This window comes from Bradymonas sediminis, assembly GCF_003258315.1.
GTDB lineage: Bacteria > Myxococcota_A > Bradymonadia > Bradymonadales > Bradymonadaceae > Bradymonas > Bradymonas sediminis.
On sequence record NZ_CP030032.1, the window covers coordinates 961,393 to 978,061 of the forward strand.

Below are 16,669 nucleotides of genomic sequence, written 5' to 3' on the forward strand. Positions count from 1 at the left end.
AATTAAGTTGCACGGAGTATGGAGCGGGGCTTTCGTTCTGTCAAAGCATAATTCGTTTGTTTTGGTCGACAACGATCGAATTAAGGTAAATTACGCCGTCCGACGGTCGTCGGTGCTGATATTACCGTCGACGAGTTCGATGACGCGCTCGGCGCGATCGATGATCTTGGGATCGTGGCTGGAGAAGATAAAGGTGGTCTCCATGGAGCGATTGATCTCGCGCATCAGGTCGATGATATTTCGGCCCGTGGCGGAGTCCAGGTTGGCGGTGGGTTCGTCGGCGAGCACGATCTTGGGGTGGGTGACGAGCGCGCGGGCGATGGCGACGCGCTGGCGCTGGCCGCCGCTGAGCTCGTTAGGGCGCTGGACGAGTTGTTTGGTGAGGCCGACGCGCTCGACCATATCTTCGACACGTTTTTTGCGCTCGGCCTTATCCAATTTACCCTGCAGGAGCAGGGGGAACTCGACGTTGTCGAAGACATTGAGCACGTCGATCAGGTTAAAGCTCTGGAAGATGAACCCCAGGGTGTGCAGGCGCAGGTCGGTCAGCGCGCGGTCGGACATCTCGGCGGTGGAATGCCCGTCGATGAGCACCTTGCCGCGGGTGGACACGTCGATGCAGCCGATCAGGTTGAGGATGGTGGTCTTGCCGCTGCCGGAGGGCCCGGCGATGGTGGTGAATTCGCCGCGGTGGATGCTCAGGCTGACGCCCTTGAGGGCCTGCACGACGGTGGCGCCGAGCGGGTAATCTTTATCGACTTCGCGAAGTTCGACGATGGCTGACATAAATGCTCCAGACGGGACGGCCCGCGTGAGTTAATAAAACGCCTCCCACCTCGGTGCGTCACGAGGTTGGGAGGCGATGCTAGCACCCTAAATCGAAAAATTCACCTTTCGGGGCGCTCGTCTCGGCGATTGTATATTATCGGGCCTTTAGCGCATCGGCAGGGGCGCCACGGCGTCCCAGGGGAAGGCGCGCTCGAATTGGCCGGCCAGCGATAGCAGCATCGCGTCCTCGGCGTGGGGACCGTAAAATTGGGTGCCGATCGGGAGGCCGTGGTGCTCTTTTTCGCCGGGGCGCGACTGGTCGCAGCGGTACAGCGGCAGCGACATCGACGGCAGGCCGGTGCTATTGGCCAGCGGCGTCAGCCCGGCGAAGTTGAAGAGGTCGACCTCGAGCTCCTCGAAGTCCAGCGTGATATCGTCATAGTGGCCGACCTTCACCGGCGGCTTGCAGAGCGTGCTGGTGAGCAAGATATCGTGGTCGTCAAAATAATGGGTCATCGCGGCGGTCGCGACGTTGAGCTGCTGCCAGATGAGCCACAGGTCTGAGGGCGCCATGCGGTCGGAGTGGATGGCCAATTTGCGCGTGAGCGGCTCGATCAGCGGTTTGCCAACCGCCTCGGCCGCGCGCAGCGTGGTCTCAAGCGCGCCGGGGACTTGCAGCAGGCGAATCAACGGCCTGGGCAAATCCTCCATCGTGTCCAGGTCGGCGCGCACGCGCTTGAGGAAAAAACTCGCCGCGGTCGCCCACAATTGGCTAAAGGCCTGGCGGAAGGCCAGCCCGTCGATGGGCGATTTAATCTCGACGACTTCGTGGCCGAGCTCTTCGCAGAGCTTCGCGCTCTTTTCGACCGCGGCGCGGCAGGCGGGGTGCAGCGGTTGGCCCATAAAGTCGGTGTACATCACGCCGACGCGCAGCGTGTCGGGGTCCTGCGTGGCCGCGTCGGCGAAGCTTTTATAGCTCTTGCGCGTGCCCGAGGGTTTGGGCGTGCGCCATCGCGAGCCGGGGTTTCGCCCGGCGCTCAGGTCGAGCAGGAGCGCGCTATCGCGCACCGTCCGGCTGACGCAATGCTGTGAGACAAAGCCCGCCGGCACCTCGTCGATCGGCTCGACGACCAGTCCGCGGGTGGGCTTGAGGCCGAAGAGCCCGCAGGCCGAGGCCGGGATGCGGATCGACCCGCCACCGTCGGCCGCGTTGGCCACCGGGACGATGCCCGCGGCCACCGCCGCGGCCGACCCGCCGCTGGATCCGCCGGGGGTATGTGTGAGGCTCCAGGGGTTTCGGGAGGGGCCGTAAAAGGTCGGCTCGCTGACCGGCAAGAGCCCCAACTCACTCATATTGGTGCGCCCCAGCGGGATCAGCCCGGCGTCCAAGTAGCGGCTCACCAGCGGGTGGGTCGACTGGGCGACATAGCCGTCGAGCAGGCGAGAGCCCAGCGTCATCGCGCGCCCCTTCCACTCGACCATATCCTTGAGCAAGAAGGGCACGCCCGCCAACGGGCCGTTCGCGTTCCACTCGATGCGCCCGCGGCGCGCGTCTTCAACCCAAGGCTCGATAATCGCGTTGAGCGACTCATTCCACGCCAAGATTCCGTCGGCCGCGGCGTCGATCAATTCCAATGCGCTGACTTCTTTTTCGCGCACCATGCGCGCCAATTCAATGGCGTCGTAATTGCGATATTCCTCGAACTTCATGGGTACTCCGGTGGAATGGTGGTGGGTTGAAAAGCGCCTTCCCGAGCCCGGGCGGCATTTTCCAGGACGATGCGCCTCATCTCATACCTGCGATCGAATGGGGCGTCGACCGGCGAATTGGGGGAATAGATGCAGCGCGATGAATTATCGAATGACGATCATCCGTGGCGAAGTAACGCGCCCCATCTCAAAATTCTTCCTGGGGCGTTCCACTGCAACCTGGTAGATTGCCCGCAGATAAACTTTTGTAATTCTTGCAGGGGAAGTAGATGGCATCGAATTTGGCACCTGGACTCTACGAGCGACTGATCACCGAGGCGCTGGCGAAGGCTTTGGAGGGTTTGGAGCCCGGTCTTGTGGAGCGCGATGCGCTCGATGACGGCGACGCGCACGTACTGCTCGCGCGCCATATTTATCGCGAGGTTGAGGGCGCGCTTGAGGGAATTCGAAACGACGCGCCTCGCCAGCTTGCCCTGGTCAATCGGGTGCTCGGCGTGGTGCGAGAGTTTGCGAATTCCGGCAGCGTCGGGGGCGACGTGACCGAGCCGGCCGGGGCGCTCTATGGCATCGGCGAGGTCGATGAGCGGGTCGGGGGCAGGGCGTTTTTGCCGCCGCGCCCGACGATTCCGCTCGGGGCGAGCGACCTGTTGGTGAACGCGAAGCATGAGCCGCGGGTGGGGGATGCGGTGAAGCGGGAGGTCGTGTCGGCGGATCGGGTCGATCTTCTGTGCGCGTTTATTCGCTGGCACGGGGTGCGGGTGCTGCGCGATAGGCTCTACGAGCATCTGGTTGAGCGGGGACGGCCGATGCGCATTCTGACCACCACTTATATGGGCGCGACCGAGCGACGCGCGCTCGATGAGCTCTCGAAGATGGGCGCCGAGATTCGAATTTGCTACGAGACCCAGACCACGCGCCTGCACGCGAAGGCCTGGCTGATGCATCGGGAGACGGGGTTTTCGACCGCGTTTATCGGCTCCTCGAATATCTCGCATTCGGCGCTGATGGACGGGCTTGAGTGGAATGTGCGGCTCTCGCAGGTGGAGACGCCGGATATTCTGGAGAAATTTCGCGCCACATTTGAGGACTATTGGGAGGATGAGCTCTTCGAGCCCTACGATCCGGCGCGCGTCGAGGATGTCGAAAAGCTCGAGCACGCGCTGGACCAGACGCGCGGCACCGAGGCGACCGATATCGCCTACGTGGACCTCAAGCCCTACCCGCACCAGGTCGAGATCTTGGAGAAGCTCGAGGCCGAGCGGGTCCGGCACGGGCGCTATAAGAACCTTGTGGTGTCGGCGACCGGCACCGGCAAGACGATGATCGCTGCCTTTGATTTCAAGCGCTGGTATGAGGCGAATCCCGACGCCACGCTGCTCTTTGTGGCGCATCGTGAAGATATCCTGAAGCAGAGCCTGCGCACCTTCCGCACGGTGTTGCGGGATGGGGCGTTTGGCGAGTTGCTGGTCGGTGGGCAAAAGCCTCGCAAATGGCGGCATGTCTTCGCCTCGATTCAATCTTTGACCAGTCAAAAGGGCGCGTTTGCCGAGACGACGACGCTCGCCCCGGATGCCTTCGATTTTGTGATCGTCGATGAGTTCCATCACGCCCAGGCGCGCACTTATAGCGAGCTTCTGGAGCACCTGGAGCCCGAGATTCTGCTCGGCCTCACCGCGACGCCTGAGCGCGCTGATGGGAAGTCGGTGCTGTCCTGGTTTGGCGGGCGAATCGCCGCCGAGATTCGGCTTTGGGAGGCGCTCGAGCGCCAACTTCTTGTGCCATTTCAATACTTTGGCGTCCACGATAATACCGAGCTTCAGCGCCTTAAGTGGACGTTGGGGAAATATAACGCCACCGAATTGGGCAACCTTTATACCGCCGACCATGGGCGTGTGGCGCTGATCCTCAACGAGATTAGTGACAAGGTGCTCGACCCGTCGAAGATGAAGGCGTTGGGTTTTTGCGTGAATATCGAGCACGCCGAGTTTATGGCGGCGGAGTTCAATCGGGCGGGGTTTTCGACGCTCGCGCTGACCAGCAATTCGTCGCGCGAGGACCGCGACACCGCCAAGCATCGGCTGGTGAGCGGGGAGCTGCAGGCGATCTTTACGGTCGACCTCTTTAATGAGGGCGTCGACATCCCCGAGGTCGACACGGTCCTATTTTTGCGCCCGACTGAGAGCGCAACGGTTTTCTTGCAGCAGCTCGGGCGAGGGCTTCGGCACGCGCCGAAGAAGTCGTGTCTGACGGTGCTCGATTTCATCGGGCACGCGCATAAGAAGTTTCGCTACGACGTCCGCTACAAAGCCCTCACCGGCATTTCGGGCAAGGCGCTCGCCGACGAAATCGAGGACGGCTTCGGGTATTTGCCGGCGGGCTGCTCCATCGAGCTCGACCGCGTCGCCAGTCAGTTGGTGATTGATAATATCAAGTCGAGCATCGGCGGAAGCGTCAGCGCGGTGGCGGCCGAGTTGGCCGAGTTCGGCGATATTTCGCTGGCCGAATTCTTGGCGAAGACGCAGCGTGAGCCCGAGGAGCTCTATCGCTCGCAGTCCTGGTATTGGACGAAGATTCGGCGCCAGGCAGGCTTTGAGACGTATGACGCGGGTCCGGATGAGGCGCGCTTTGGCGGGCGTCTGCATCGAATCCTGCATATCGACGCGGCCGACCGGCTGAGCTTCTATGACAGGCTCCTCGGCGCCCAGTCGCCGCCGGCGCCTGGCGAGCTGACGCCTGCCGAGGAGCAGATGCTCTATATGCTGCATTTCTCGCTCTGGGGGGATAGCGCGAAGAGCCGCGCCGAGTGGCCCTATGCCGAGGCGTTGCTCAAGAATATGTGGCAGCACCCGGCGGTCTTGCAGGAGCTTCGCGAACTGCTCGGGCTGCTCGATGACCGCGCCAGTCACGTGACTTTTCCGCTGGATGGGGAGATGGGCTGGGAGCACCGCGTGCCGCTGTCGGTGCACGCGCGCTACACGCTCTCCGAGATTCGGGCGGCCTTCGGGCTGCTGTCTCCCGAGAACTCCACGCCGATTCGCGAGGGGGTTCGCTACCTCGAGGCCTTCGACACCGACCTCTTTTTCATCACGCTGGAGAAGACCGAAAAGCATTATTCGCCGCAGACGATGTATAAGGACTATGCGATGTCTACGCGGTTATTTCATTGGGAATCGCAGTCGAATACATCGGCGGATACGCCCACGGGCCAGCGCTATATTCATCATCGGGAGCGCGGCTCGAAGGTGTTGCTCTTTGTGCGTCGCCACAAAAAGGTCAACGGGCGCACGCAGCCGTACACGCTGCTTGGGCCCGCGAATTATGTGCGCCACGAGGGCGAACGACCGATGGGTATCGTGTGGGAATTAGAGCGGGCGATGCCGAGCGATCTCTTCTTGGATTCGAAGGTTTTGGCCGGCTGATGCGGCCTCTGTGAGCCTAAGCCTCGGCGCTGGATGGTTCGCGCGCCGCGGCGTGCGGGCCGCTCGTGCTGCGTCGGGGGCCGAAGGCTTCGAGGTTAGGCGCATCGGTCGCCGATGCCAAGTTTTTAAGCTGGGCGCGTCGGTAATTTCGGGCGGCGAGGGCGCGGGCGCGAGCGTCCTCGAGCTCGATTTGGACGGTGGCTGCTTCGGCCGAGGCCAGCGCGTTGGCGAAGTCTGCGCGCTCGATTTGCTCGGCGGCTGCGCGAAGGTCTGCGCCGGCTTGGGTGCAGTCGCCGGTGACTTCGTAGCCGTAGGGTGCGTCGTGAATTTGGGCGTGCCGGGCGTTTGCGTGGGCCAATTGCTGGTGGGCGTTGTCGGCGAGCGAGCGCGGGGATTTAGCGAGCTTGAGGGCGCGGGCGCAGGCTGCTGCGACGGCGTGGCCGGTGCGCAGCAGGGCGCCTCCGCCGGCGCCTTCTTGCATTTGCTGGCGCCAACCGTCGAGCAAATTCTGGGCGTTCGCGATGATCCCCGCGTAGTCGGCGCGTGCGAGGCCGTTGGACGCTGCGCCGAAGTCCTGCTGGACCTGCTGAAGAAGCTGCTGGGCCTGGGTGAAGGCGTTGCGGTCGGCGTCGGCCTGGGCCCCGAGGAAGAGCAGGCTTTTCTGAAGAGAGTCGAGCTGTGTGCGCGCCTCAAACCAGTCGATCTGCTCGTTTTCGGCCTGCGCGTTTAAGGTCTCGAGCGCGTCGTGTGCTTGGGCGATGAGGGCCCGAAGGTCGGGATCGATGCCGGGCTCTTGAGCTTTCTTTAGGAGCGCGTCGCAGTCGGCGTTGCAGGTCTTGAGGAGTTGTTCGCATTTGGCCTGGGTGACGCCGATCGTGGTTTCGAGGGTGCCGAGTTGCTGGACGAGTTCCTCGGCCTTTTCGACCAGACGGGTGGCGGAGTCGAGTCTTTCGGTGGCGCTTAAAAAGCGTTTGAGGCGGTGGTCTTCTTTGGCTTTGCTAAGCTCGCGCCCCAGACGGTCGAGCTGGGATTGATAGCGTCCTACCTGCGCCGAGCTTGCTTGATAGACGTTCGGGTTGCCCTGCGTTGCGAGTGATTTAAGGGCATAGCGAAGATCCATAAGGCGTTCTTTGAGCGTGTCTCCGCGCGAGCTAAGGTTTTGTATTCTTTGGGGAATTTTCTCTTTTGCGACGGCCACGATTTCGAGGCGTCGGCTGAGTTGCTCGAGGTTGGCTCGCAGTTGTTGGGCAGCGTCGCCGACGCTCTTATCTTCCCCGTCTGCGAGCGCCTCGACAATGCGCGAAGCCTCACGCCTGGCCGCGCTGAGGTCCTGCTCGGGGGCGAAGCGTAGTTTGTCGATATCGACGCCCGAGAAGCGCAGTTGCTTGATGCGCTGGCGCAGGGCTTCGGCGGTATCGCTGAGGTCGCCGCGGATGGCTTCGATGGCGTGGTTTCCGGCTTCGGCGCGCTCGGCGATATCGGTGAGTTGGGGCGTGATGCGGGCGTAGGTGTCGGCGGCGGCTTTGGGGTCCTGGTCTCCGCGATTAACCGCGTCCTGCCATGCTGCGGTGGCTGATTCGAGGCCTGTGAGCAGATATTCGGCGGGTAGGCCGAGGTCTCGACGTTTCTGGACGGCCTGCTCGGCGCGGGACACTGCGGCAGCCGCTCGGGCGGCCTCTTCGTCATGGCGTGCCCGGGTGGCGAGGAGGTCGTCGAGCGCGCCGAGCGCCTCGCGCTGTGCGTCGGCGAGGTTGCCTAGAAGTTGTGATGCGGTGGCGCCGTCAGCCGCGCTCGCCACCGCGTCGAGTGGCGTGTTTCGCAGCAGGGTGAGCGCGTCTTCGAGGCGTTTTGCGTCAAGCGGGTGTGATTTCGCCTGAAGTTGCTTTGCCTGGGCGAGGAGTTGGTTGCCCTGCAATAGGAGGGCGTCCACGCGCGCCCCGTATTCGCCCAGGCGCTCGTCAATCGCGGCGCTCTCGCCGGTCCAAGAGGCGCGTCCGGGGGCGAAATAAGTCGGTGCTTTGAGCTCGAGTTCTTGCTGTGATTTCGCGGCGTTGGCGAGTCGGTTTTCCCACTCGACCAGGTCCGGTTGGAGCTGGGCGAGGGCGCGACGGCGGCGCAGGGTTTGCAGGAATACAACGGCGATCGCGCCCAGGATGAGCAGCATCAGCGCCAGCAGTGGGAGCAGGGTTTTGAGGTAATAATCATGGACCTCGGCCCGGGCGACTTCGACGTCGGCCTGGGCGAGATGCTCGTCGACGAGGCGTCGGCAATCGCTGAGCTGTGCGGGGTTTCCCTCATATTTTTCGCGGATCTGTTGCGTGAGCTTTTCGCATTCTTGGACCTGAAGGAGCGCGCGTTTGGGGTAGTCTTCGTCGACGTCGTCACGCGCCAGGAGCGTCGATTTGAGCGTGGCGATCTCGGCCGCGACCGAGTCGAGCTGCTCCATATCCTGGTTGAATATCTTTAGCTCGTCGCGCACCGGTTGCAGGACGGCTTCGGCCTTGTCGGCCAATCGGACCGCGTCGGTGGGCGCGTCTTTGGCCCGCTCGGTTGCCTCTGTCAGGTGGGTGCGGGCGGCGGCCAATTTGGCCAATAGTTTCTGGCCGAAGGGGTGATCTTTATTGGGTAATTTAGCGAAGCGCGCGCTTACCTTTTTGTGCAGCGCGCTGAGCTCTGCGTCGACCGTCGGCAGGCGCTCCTCGATGGCGGCGACGTCTTTCTCCATCTGCTGCTGGAGGGTGACGAGCCGAAGATCGACGGCGGTGAGCACCGAGCAGAGCGCGTCCGAATATTTGCGGCGTTTGTGAAATTTGTCGAAATGCGATGCCTCGATCGTCTTGGCGATGGTCTCGCCGTCGAAGCCGAGTTTCTGCCATTTGGCCCCCGGGCGGATGGCGATGGAGCGATTTCTGAGGCCGAAGACGACCAGGATATCATCCCTATCGTCGAGGATGCCGTCGGCCTTCCACGCGTCGTAGAGGGCGTTGGCGTAGGGGACGGCGTTGTCTTCTTTGCGCGAGCGACTGCCGCTCTCGGCGGTGACCTCGACCATCGCGCCGAAATAATCGGCGCCTACCCGCGAATCGAAGCGCCGGTAGCACTCCCGGAGGTCCTTATATTTGGGGCCATCATAGAGTCTTTTGATGGCGAAATGTTCGCGCGGTTTAAGCTCAGGGAAGCGATCCCAGTCAGCGCTAAGCGCCAGGGACGGCGCCAGGAAGCTCGCGAGAAGCGCGAGTGACAGGGTGAGTATAAGGCGTCGGATGAGCATGGTATCTCCGAGAAATGACGAGCTATTTCGCGGGATTATACCCATGCCCCGCGGGCTGGGACCAGCGCCCCAATTCTTGCGAAGTCATGCAAAACGCAAAAAATCGCCTCTTTCGAGGCGATTTTTTGAGAAAATATGCAACTGCTTTAACTCAGTCGATCCGCATTACAGGTCGACTGATGGCGGGGATCAAACAAGGAAGAAATATTGTAGCACCTTGAAGATCACCACGGTGAGCACGGCGGTGAAGGGGATTGTGTAGACCCACGCCTTGGCGATCTGCCAGATAATCTGCAGGTTCAGGGCGTTCATGCCGCGGGCAAAACCGACGCCGATAACCGCGCCGACGATGGTGTGGGTGGTCGACAGCGGCAGGCCGATCTTGCTGCCGATGAGGATGGTGGTTGCGGCGCCGAATTCTGCGGCGAAGCCGCGGCTCGGGGTGATATCGGTGATCTTGGTGCCGATGGTCTCGATGACCTTATAGCCGTAGGTCGCCAGGCCAACCAGGATGCCGACACCACCGATCATAAGGACCCAGGTGGGGACGGGAACCGCAGAGCCCAGCGCATCCGAGCCCTGGAATGTGGTGCCGTCGAAGAGGCTGACGATACCGGCCAGCGGCCCGATGGCGTTGGCGACGTCGTTGGAGCCGTGGGCAAATGCGACGAAGCAGGCGGTGATGGTTTGAAGGTAGCGGAAGACCCGTTCGACCCGTGAATGGTGGACATCTCGCAGCGTCTCATGCTCGCCGCGGTCCACGTCGGTCGGGGTTTGAATCTTGCGCAAGATCCACCAGAGGACGGTGGAGGCGATGATGCCGGTCAGCACCGAGATGATCGCGATGCCGTAGGTATCGAGCGGCAAGTCGACGTTCTTTAGCCCCTTGGTAAACAGCACCAGGGCCAACACCAAGAAGATGGGGAAGGCAAAGGCCGGGCCCCATTTTTTAACCGATAAAACTGGATTTGGGGTATCGATGATGGTCTTTCGGATGGCCGTAAATATCAGGAAGGCCAGCAGGCCACCCGCGACGGGGCTGACAACCCAGCTCGACACGATGATGCCAAGGGTGCCGAAGTCGACATTGGACATGCCGACGGAGGCCACACCGAAACCGGCGATGGCGCCGACGATGCTGTGCGTCGTCGAGACCGGCCAGCCAACAAACGCCGCGAAATGAAGCCAAATCGCGGCCGCCATAAGCGAGGCCAACATGCCCAGCGCGAAGATCTCCGCGCCCTGGGGCATCTGGTTAAAGAGCGCGGGGTCGATGATCCCTTTTCGCATGGTGTCGGTGACACCGCTGCCAGCTAGAATCGCGCCAGAGAACTCAAAGACCGCCGCAATGATGACGGCTTCTTTGAAGGTAATGGCACCGGAACCAACGCTGGTTCCCATCGCGTTTGCCGCGTCGTTTGCCCCGATCGTCCACGCCATATAGAAACCAAAGGCGAGGGCCATATACAACACAATTTCCACTGAATTTCTCGTCGGCTTGGGTCCGTTTATGCGGATCCGTACAAAATAAAACGCGCCTTCTTTCGAGCGTCAAATTTCTCGACTATAATCGCGTATTCGCGTCGAATGTTCTTCGGAAACTAAATTGAGACAGAGTCGGACAGGCGGGAGGGTGCTAAAACGGCTGAAATTTGCCGCCCGACAAATACTCTCGGGCGGCGTATATCATTTTGCGAGGAAAAGTCGAACGCGCGTTCCCGCTTTTTCTGAGGTATTCGCCAGGTCGCCCACTTTATTGAGAATTTTATTCCACAAAAACAGGCTGCCGGGTTTGATATCGTCGCCCAGATCGGAGAATAAGGTGCGCGCCAGGGCATCCTGAGTGAGATCGGCTTCGTGCTCCAGGCGTCCCAGCTCGTCGATCATCTTGCGGACCTTGTCGACCTGCTCGCCTTTAAAGCCAACTTCGACCAGGGCGTCGAGCTGGTCGATGATCTCGATGGCCTTGTCTACGACCAGCAGGACCTGGGGCACCAGGATCTTGAGGGGCTCGACCATTTGGTCGTGAAGCTCCATCTCACGCAGGGTGAAGAGGATGCCGATATCTTCGGCGCAGTCGGCGATCGCGTCGAGGCTGGAGATCACGGCCAGAAGGTCGCGGCGATCGACGGGCAGAAAAATGCTCTTGGGCAATTTGTCGCGCACGCGGTCTTTGATCTTATCGGCTTCGTATTCGAGCTGGCTGATCTTTTCGGCCTGCGATCGCACCGCGTCATAGTCGCCAGCGAAGAAAGAATCGAAGAGCGGCCCGACTTCGTGGGCGCACTCACCGACCTTATGGCCGAGCTCTTTGAGAGGTTTGAAGGGGCTTTCTGCGAAAATGCCCAAAATAGAGCGCACCATCATTATTATTTCCTGGATCAACGGTCAGTTAATTGTAGTTTCGATCTGGTCGATTGCTTCGGCGTTGCCGGGGCAAACACGCGGAATGTCGTCGGCCAGTCGTTGTTTACACGATAGTTATCACGGCCTAGCTGTCAATCATATTAGGAATTGGTAGAGCGTTTGGCGTAGGTATTCGACGCGCAGGATTCAGAAACTCACTAGGTGAAAAGCGATGTTGCATAAATGTACGAAGATGGCGCTCGCGCCGATTCTGTTGGTTCAGGGACGCCGGGTGAAGCGGGACACGCCGCGGTTGCCCGAGGCAGAGGGCGCGCGGGAGGGCCGGCTGGGGAAAGACGCGCCGCTGCGGGTGCTGATCGTGGGCGATTCGGCCGCCGCCGGGGTGGGGGTCGAGCGCCAGGAGGACGCCTTGCTGGGGCAATTGGTCGAGCAGTTGGGCGGCGATTTTTCGCTGGAGTGGAAGCTCATCGCGCGCTCGGGTTGGACGACCGGCGCGCTGATACGTGCGGTGCAAAAGGAAGAGGACGCGCCGTTCGACGTGGTGGTGACCTCGCTGGGGGTCAATGATGTGTTGGGGGATAAAGATCCGAAGATCTGGCGAGGGCGCCAGATGGAGTTGGTCGAGCTCTTGAAGGAGAAGTTCGGACCCAGGCAGATCATCTTGACGAGCGTCCCGCCGATGCATCTGTTTCCGGTGCTGCCCCAGCCGTTGCGCTGGTTTTTAGGCCAGAGCGCGCGGCGGCTGAATCGAGTGCTCGCGGAGTTCGATGAGATGGCGGGCTGCGAGGTTGTGACGGTGGACTTTCCGCTGACCGCCGACGTGATGGCCGCCGACGGGTTTCATCCGGGGGCTGCAGGCTATCGGATCTGGGCGGAGCAAGTGGCCGATCGCATCCGAAGCTACGGGCATGAAGTCGCCTCGGCCGAGTCGGTCGGTTGAGCGTTTTTGCGGCGCTAGAGGCGTTGCGATTAGCCGAGTAATTTTACGGCGAAAAATAGGATCACCACGACGAAGAGTACGATCCCGATGACCAGGCCAAGGGATTGGTCTCGTGGTGGTAGATCGAGGCCCGTGTCGGCGGCCGAGGTTGGTTTGGGCTTGGGCTTGGGTGGTGAGAGATCGAAGACGCGGGTCGTGATTTCACCGGGGACTTTTGGCTTGGCGCGCGGGAACGCAGCGTCCTTGGCTTCGCGGCTTAAGCGCGAGTGGACCAGCCCAAGTTTTATGGCCTCGGCAGACGGGCTGATATCGACGGGCAGGGCGAGGGCGTAGCCGCCCGAGATGTCGGCCAGGGGGACCGCGGCGGATTGGACCGGGGTGTTTGCGCGCTCTCGACCTTCGCTCGCCTCGTCGGCGTCGACGAGTTCGAGATCCACGTCGGCGATATCTTTGGGCTCGGAGTCCTGATCGCCAAGCTCGGCGGACTCAAGTTCGTCGTCTTCGCCCGAGGGTTTGTCGTTCTCACTTAAGCCGACCAGGGCCGCCGCCTCGTTGAGCATCGCGTCGAGCTCGGCGTCGTCCATGGTTTGAAATTCGCCAAAAGCCGCGAGGTCTGCGTCGTCCTGAGAGGTTGCGCCCGCATCTTCTTGTTGGGCCGTCTCCTCGGCGTCGTCCGACAGCACGATTCGCCAACGCGCCTTATTTTCTTCGCCGGACTCAGAATCTTCATCCCCAAGGGTGTTGGTGCCGGATGCTTCGAGCGCGTCGTCGTCGACCGCGCTGTCTTCGCCAAGGTCGGCGCCCGAGTCGGACTCAGCGGCGTCGTCGGCTTCGTCGAAATAGGCGTTTCGCTCCACCAATTGCGTGACCTCGTCCTCCTCGATCTCATCGTCGTCGTCGTCGAGGTCTCTTAGGTCGTCGCGAATCGCGGCGTGGATATCCTCCCGGTAGATCTCATCGGTGACAAAGACATCTTCGGGGAGACCGTGGCGGCCATCGGCCATCGGCTCATTGAGGGTCGGATCGTCTGTGAGGTCGTCGACCTGTGGTTCCGATGCAATGTTGGCTTCTTCGGGGGGGGTGGCCTCGCGATGCTCCTCGAGCGGCGCGTTTTCTCGGGGCGCGTCGTCGCTGCGGAGCATATCGAGGGTGCGATCGGTCATCATCGTGATCTCATCGGAGTCACGAATCAGCCCTTCGACGCCCTCGGGGGCTTCGGGCGGGCGCGGGTAGGACGGGGTGTCGTAGGACTCGGTTGCGTCGTCGATTGCGGAGGAGTCGACCGTGAGCGTTTGGTCTGCGTCCGCGCTGTCCTCGTCGAATTCGCTGCCGGGTTGAACTTCGTATTCGGCGGCAATCTCCGACGGGGCCTCGGTGACAACGGTATCGGGCTCGTTGGCCTCTTCCTGCTCAATCATCGCGAAAATGGCGTGAAAAGCACGATGCTCGCCGATGGATTTCCAGGAATCCTTCTGGGCATCATAGATGAGGTCGGTTGGCCGGATCACCCAATTGCGGATAAGGCGTTCGACTTTTTGCTCCGACTCGCATTTATATTGTCGGATATCAGTTTTGATATGAAACATTCGATCGCCTGCGATACGCTAAGAGTCCCATTATGCAACATAAATACTTCGTCGCGAGACATTCATCAACCAAGACTCAGCAATAAGTCGGGATTTCTGGGCAAATAAATCTCAGATATCCTGCAGCAGAGTTCGAAGCCGGGATAAGACGGCGGAATCCGAATAGTCAACCTCCCCAAGCAATCGATGGGCGATGAATTGCTGAACCGAGGCGTCGTCGACGGCGGCGGCATTTTCTTGCTGTCCGCGCTCCCAGAGGCGGGTGACGGCGTAGAAAATCCAGGCCAAACGGTCCATCTGCGGGCGCATGGCGAGGGTGGCGGCGCCGGGGGGCAGTGTCGCAAGGCTTGCGAGCGACTTTTTCGATTTCCCGATGATATCGCGCACGGTTTCGACCTGGGTTTGGTCCGACGCGCGACAGTCGCGCAGGCGGTTCTCAAGATAGCTGAAGAAGCCTTCGTGGACCCCGTATTTCTGCATATCGCGCATGATCTGCATTTGCAGGGTATTGTGGGTGCCCTCCCAATTCTCGAAGACAATGGCGTCTCGCAGAAGTCGGGGCAGCGGTGAAAAGCTCTCGATGGCGCCGTTGCCGCCGAGGATCTCGATACCCTCGACGCAGGCCCAACGCCCGGACTTGGCGGTGCGGACTTTGTTGAGGTTAAGCGCCATGCGCAGAAATTGCTGTTCGTCTTTGCCCGCCTGGCCGCGTTCATTGCGGTCGCTTAGCCAGGCCAGGTGAAGCGTCCCAGAGGTGCAGGCGTCGACTTCGGCTTTGAGGTTGGCCAGGGTTTCTTGCACGAGCGGATAATTGATGATCGGTTGGCCAAAGGCGTGGCGGTGCGCGGCGTAGGTGCGCGCGGTGATATAAGCGCGACGCGCAAGGCCCATGCACCCCGCGGCGTTGAAGAGCCGGCTGGTGTTGATCACCAGGGTCATCATATTTTTGAAGCCATCTTCGCTCGCCCCCATATGATAGGCGCGGGCGCCGCGAAAATCGCATTCGCCCGAGGCCATCGACCGGGTGCCGAGTTTGTCCTTGAGGCGGCGGATGGTGAAGTTGTTGACCGTGCCGTCGTCGAGTTCGCGCGGGACGAAGAAAAGCCCGAGGCCGCGGGTGCCGTCCTGGGCGCCGTCGGGGCGTGCGCTCATCAGGAAGACGTCGGCGTCGATATTGGAGCAGAACCATTTTTCGCCCCAGATTCGGTAGGACCCGTCGGGCTGGCGCTCGGCGCGGGTGCCGTTTTGGCCAACATCGCTGCCGCCCTGAACTTCGGTCAAAAATTGGGCACCTTCGAGATGCTTGTCGTAGTCGCGGTTGAGAAACCCCGGCAGGTATTTCTCGCGAAGCGCATCGGGCGCGAGTTCTTGGAGCACGCGAATCACGCCGGCGGTGCAGGCCAGCGGGCAATTATGCCCCGCTTCGCCGTTGTAGCTCGAGAGGTAGAAGCGGCTGAGGACGCCGACCGCGTTTGGGTGTTCGGCGTAGGCCGACATCACCCCGGAGCCGTAAATATAGCGGCCCGCCTCATGATAGGTCGGGTGGTGGGCGATCTTTTCGACCCGCTCGCCAATGCCGCTATAGCGCTCCAGCCGCGGCAAATTCTGATGCAGGTTATTCTCGCGCACTAAGGGGTCGACCGCGGAGACGACCTGGGCCCCGAAGCGTTCCAGATCGGCCTCGAGTTTTTCCACAGCCTCGCCGGTGACATAGAGCGGGACCAGGCGCTTAAAGTGCGCGTCGCTTAGGTAGATATTGGCGGGTTGCGACGCCTCCCATGCTTTGAGGTCCTCGCGGCCCTGGGCCTGCGCGGGTTGGACCGCGTCGGTCGAAGGGGTGGGTGAAGGCGATGTCGTGGTGTCTTGTTTCATGGCGATAACTTTGGCGTTGGAATATCGGGGGACATGCGAAGCTGATGTGAGCGAAGCCTGGGCTCAGGGATTCTCACGAATCTTAGGTCGCTCGAATGCATCGCGGGCGCGCTTGATTTTGAGGCGGAAATCGCACTCTTGCATATGATTATTGACCAGCCCCATGGACTCCATCAAGGCGTAAGTCATCACGGGGCCGACGAAGCGAAAGCCGCGTTTTTTCATGTCCTTAGCCAGGCGCGTTGCCTCGGCGTTTGTCTTCGGGATGGTGTCGCGGGTGATCTTTTTTGGCAGCGTGCGCTCGTCGGGCTCGTATTGCCAGATATAGGCCGCCAGTGAGCCGAACTCTTCGACGACCTCGAGGGCGCGCGCGGCGTTATTGATCGCGGCGGTGATCTTTTGGCGGTTGCGCACAATCCCTTCGTTCGCCATGAGGCGGGCGACGTCCGCGTCGCCAAATTGGGCCACGCTTTTCATATCAAAACCGGCGAACGCCTGGCGAAAAGCCTCGCGTTTTCGAAGGATCGTCAGCCAGCTTAAGCCGGCTTGGAAGCTCTCCAGGCAGATCTTCTCAAAGAGGTCCCGATCTTCGCCGACCGGTTGGCCCCATTCTAGGTCATGGTAGCGCTGGTAGAGCTCGCTTCGGCCGCACCAACTACAGCGGCGCGTGCCGTCGGTGGCGATATAAATGTCGGTGGTTAGTTCGGGCATAATCGAGATCAAGCTAGCAGGGGTG

General features: G+C 61.2%; 10 protein-coding genes. 2 read left to right on the forward strand and 8 right to left on the reverse strand.

Translation table 11 applies throughout. The annotated features are described in order from the left end of the window. Positions 1 to 90: 90 nt before the first annotated feature. Both DN745_RS03605 and DN745_RS03610 read right to left on the reverse strand, forming a co-directional pair. Positions 91 to 786, reverse strand: coding sequence for an ABC transporter ATP-binding protein (locus tag DN745_RS03605; RefSeq protein ID WP_111332268.1), 696 nt, complete (start codon positions 784 to 786; stop codon positions 91 to 93). Positions 787 to 933: 147 nt separating this feature from the next. Beyond that, entirely contained in the window at positions 934 to 2,478 is a 1,545-nt protein-coding gene (locus DN745_RS03610; RefSeq protein WP_111332270.1) for an amidase, read from the reverse strand. Positions 2,479 to 2,747: 269 nt separating this feature from the next. Here DN745_RS03610 and DN745_RS03615 point away from each other — a divergent pair, with 269 nt between their 5' ends. Further along, positions 2,748 to 5,897: a DEAD/DEAH box helicase gene (locus DN745_RS03615; RefSeq protein WP_111332272.1), complete on the forward strand. Its 3,150-nt coding sequence runs from the start codon at positions 2,748 to 2,750 to the stop codon at positions 5,895 to 5,897. A gap of 16 nt (positions 5,898 to 5,913) precedes the next feature. Here the strand turns inward: DN745_RS03615 and DN745_RS03620 are convergent, their stop codons facing one another. The 3 genes from DN745_RS03620 to DN745_RS03630 all read right to left on the reverse strand — a co-directional run bounded on the left by DN745_RS03620 (position 5,914) and on the right by DN745_RS03630 (position 11,535). Next, a complete protein-coding gene (locus DN745_RS03620; RefSeq protein WP_162687430.1) occupies positions 5,914 to 9,168 on the reverse strand; it encodes a coiled-coil domain-containing protein in 3,255 nt (1,084 codons plus the stop codon). 189 nt (positions 9,169 to 9,357) lie between these two features. After that, complete coding sequence (locus tag DN745_RS03625; RefSeq protein WP_111337520.1) at positions 9,358 to 10,632, reverse strand: inorganic phosphate transporter; 1,275 nt, start codon at positions 10,630 to 10,632, stop codon at positions 9,358 to 9,360. Between the two features lie 222 nt (positions 10,633 to 10,854). Then, on the reverse strand, positions 10,855 to 11,535 hold the full coding sequence (locus DN745_RS03630; RefSeq protein WP_111332276.1) for a TIGR00153 family protein: 681 nt from the start codon (positions 11,533 to 11,535) through the stop codon (positions 10,855 to 10,857). Positions 11,536 to 11,746: 211 nt separating this feature from the next. On the opposite strand from DN745_RS03630, the gene DN745_RS03635 reads away from it, so the two are divergent. Further along, positions 11,747 to 12,475 (forward strand): SGNH/GDSL hydrolase family protein, encoded by a 729-nt coding sequence (locus tag DN745_RS03635; RefSeq protein WP_111332278.1) that lies wholly within the window; start codon positions 11,747 to 11,749, stop codon positions 12,473 to 12,475. 29 nt (positions 12,476 to 12,504) lie between these two features. Here DN745_RS03635 and DN745_RS03640 read toward each other — a convergent pair whose 3' ends face one another. From DN745_RS03640 to DN745_RS03650, 3 genes are all read right to left on the reverse strand, one after another. Then, positions 12,505 to 14,061 carry a hypothetical protein gene (locus tag DN745_RS03640; protein WP_111332280.1) on the reverse strand — a complete coding sequence of 519 codons (1,557 nt, stop codon included), beginning with the start codon at positions 14,059 to 14,061 and terminating at the stop codon, positions 12,505 to 12,507. A 111-nt stretch (positions 14,062 to 14,172) separates the two neighbouring features. After that, positions 14,173 to 15,933 (reverse strand): acyl-CoA dehydrogenase family protein, encoded by a 1,761-nt coding sequence (locus tag DN745_RS03645; protein WP_111332282.1) that lies wholly within the window; start codon positions 15,931 to 15,933, stop codon positions 14,173 to 14,175. Between the two features lie 63 nt (positions 15,934 to 15,996). Next, positions 15,997 to 16,644 (reverse strand): DNA-3-methyladenine glycosylase I, encoded by a 648-nt coding sequence (locus DN745_RS03650; RefSeq protein WP_111337521.1) that lies wholly within the window; start codon positions 16,642 to 16,644, stop codon positions 15,997 to 15,999. Positions 16,645 to 16,669 lie beyond the last annotated feature (25 nt).

Bases quoted from the DNA above. Each gene is read 5' to 3' on its own strand.
- DN745_RS03625 (WP_111337520.1), bottom strand. From the start codon at position 10,632: ATGGCCCTCGCCTTTGGTTTCTATATGGCGTGGACGATCGGGGCAAAC.
- DN745_RS03645 (WP_111332282.1), bottom strand. From the start codon at position 15,933: ATGAAACAAGACACCACGACATCGCCTTCACCCACCCCTTCGACCGAC.
- DN745_RS03635 (WP_111332278.1), top strand. From the start codon at position 11,747: ATGTTGCATAAATGTACGAAGATGGCGCTCGCGCCGATTCTGTTGGTT.
- DN745_RS03610 (WP_111332270.1), bottom strand. From the start codon at position 2,478: ATGAAGTTCGAGGAATATCGCAATTACGACGCCATTGAATTGGCGCGC.
- DN745_RS03620 (WP_162687430.1), bottom strand. From the start codon at position 9,168: ATGCTCATCCGACGCCTTATACTCACCCTGTCACTCGCGCTTCTCGCG.
- DN745_RS03650 (WP_111337521.1), bottom strand. From the start codon at position 16,644: ATGCCCGAACTAACCACCGACATTTATATCGCCACCGACGGCACGCGC.
- DN745_RS03630 (WP_111332276.1), bottom strand. From the start codon at position 11,535: ATGATGGTGCGCTCTATTTTGGGCATTTTCGCAGAAAGCCCCTTCAAA.
- DN745_RS03640 (WP_111332280.1), bottom strand. From the start codon at position 14,061: ATGTTTCATATCAAAACTGATATCCGACAATATAAATGCGAGTCGGAG.
- DN745_RS03615 (WP_111332272.1), top strand. From the start codon at position 2,748: ATGGCATCGAATTTGGCACCTGGACTCTACGAGCGACTGATCACCGAG.
- DN745_RS03605 (WP_111332268.1), bottom strand. From the start codon at position 786: ATGTCAGCCATCGTCGAACTTCGCGAAGTCGATAAAGATTACCCGCTC.